This window comes from Micromonospora sp. NPDC048040 (assembly GCF_055587185.1).
This window is the reverse complement of record NZ_JBVJGT010000138.1, coordinates 1-1,950: the sequence shown is the minus strand read 5'-3', so window position 1 is coordinate 1,950 and position 1,950 is coordinate 1. Positions and strand designations below refer to the sequence as shown.

Genomic DNA, 1,950 nt, shown 5'->3' with positions numbered 1-1,950 from the left:
AACGAGCAGGCCGCGCTCAAGTGCGTCTACATGGCCTTGATGAGCCTCGACCCGACCGGCACCGGCCGCCGGCGCTGGACCATGCGCTGGAAAGCACCCCTGAACGCCTTCCAGATCGCCTTCGAGGGCCGGCTCACCCCGGCCAACCACTGACCACCTCAACAACCAAGATCAGCCGTTAACTTGGCCCTGTCTCGCATTCGGTGGTGACGGAGGGTGGCGGATGTCGTTGTCTCCTATGTGGAGGACGTCAACAGGCTTGTGCAGGCGGTGTTCTCGGGGCTATCCCCGCTGGTTATTGAGGACGTAGTCGACGAGGGTGAGCGGATTGTGGTGCTGGCCCGGACGCCGCAGGACACCGCGGTCTGCCCGATGTGCGGGGCCTCGTCGGGACGGGTCCATGGCTATCACTGGCGGACGGTGGCGGACGTTCCGGTCGACGGGCGGCGGGTGGTGGTCCGCGTGCGGGTGCGGCGTCTGGTGTGCCCCACGCGCGGCTGCCGCCACACCTTCCGCGAACAGGTTCCCGGGGTGCTGGAGCGATACCAACGCCGCACGGCCCGTTTGAACAGGCAGGTCAAAGCCGTGGTCAAGGAGTTGGCGGGCCGGGCAGGGGCACGTCTGCTGGCGATACTGGCCATGGGCCTGTCCCGTCACACGGCCCTACGCGCCCTGCTGCGCATCCCGTTGCCCACCGGGCGGACGCCCCGTGTGATCGGCGTCGACGACTTCGCTCTGCGACGGCGGCACCGCTACGCCACCGTCGTGATCGACGCCGAAACCCATGAGCGGATCGACGTACTACCCGACCGCACCGCCGACACCCTGGAGGCGTGGCTGCGCGCGCATCCCGGCGTCGAGGTCGTGTGCCGCGACGGCTCGGCCACCTACGCCGAGGCCATCCGCCGCGCCCTGCCCCACGCGGTGCAGGTCGCCGACCGGTGGCACCTGTGGCACAACCTGTGCGAAGCCGCCCTGAGCGAGGTCAAGGCCCACAGCACCTGCTGGGCCACCGTCCTGGACGCACCCATCTACGACGGGCCCCGCGCGCGGACGACCCTGGAACGCTGGCACCAGGTCCATGACCTGCTCGACCAGGGCGTGGGCCTGATGGAGTGCGCCCGCCGCCTGCAGTTGGCCCTGAACACCGTCAAGCGCTACGCGCGAGCCGACCGGCCCGAACGGATGCTCCGCGTCCCCAAGTACCGTGCCAGCCTCGTCGACCCCTACCGCGAACACCTACGCAAACGTCGAGCCGAGAACCCCGCCGTCCCCATCAAGCATCTCTTCGCAGAGATCAGGTCCCTCGGGTTCACCGGCTGCCTCAACCTCCTGCACAAGTACATCAACCAAGGCCGCGCGGACGCCGACCGCAGCCACATCTCCCCGCGCCGGCTCGCCCGGATGATCCTCACCAGACCCGACACCCTCAAGCCCGAGTATCGAGACCTACTGGCACGGCTCACCGCAGCCTGCCCAGAAATGACCCAACTGGCCGCCGCAGTTGAGGACTTCGCCGAACTCCTGACGCCTCTGCCGGGAAACGCCGACCGGCTCTCGCTCTGGATGGTCCAGGTCCGCGCGGGCGACCTACCTCATCTGCACGCCTTCACCCGAGGCCTGGAACGGGACCGCGACGCCGTGAACGCCGCGCTCACGCTTCCCTACAGCAACGGCCCCACCGAAGGCGTCAACACCAAGACCAAACGGATCGCACGCCAAATGCACGGACGAACAGGCTTCACCCTGCTCCGCCACCGCATCCTCCTCGGATAGCAGCACCCTCCGTCACCACCGAAAGTGAGACAGGGCCGTTAACTTGACACTCCCCACCGCGCCGGCGAAACCTTGCTAAGGGACGTCTCGTAACCGGGTGAAGGCGTTGCCTGGGACGGGGTCGGCGGTCAGCCGGCGAGGATGATGTTGTGGAGGTTGGCGATGCCGGAAGCG

Annotated in this window: 1 protein-coding gene and 1 pseudogene; both read left to right on the top strand. The window is 67.9% G+C overall.

Features of this window, described 5'->3' with window-relative positions:
• Window positions 1-153: pseudogene (locus ACZ6O2_RS36485) on the top strand (IS256 family transposase); the annotation flags it as partial.
• 87 nt (window positions 154-240) lie between these two features.
• Window positions 241-1,776, top strand: a complete 1,536-nt coding sequence (locus ACZ6O2_RS36480) for an ISL3 family transposase (protein ID WP_466026215.1) — start codon at window positions 241-243, stop codon at window positions 1,774-1,776.
• Window positions 1,777-1,950 lie beyond the last annotated feature (174 nt).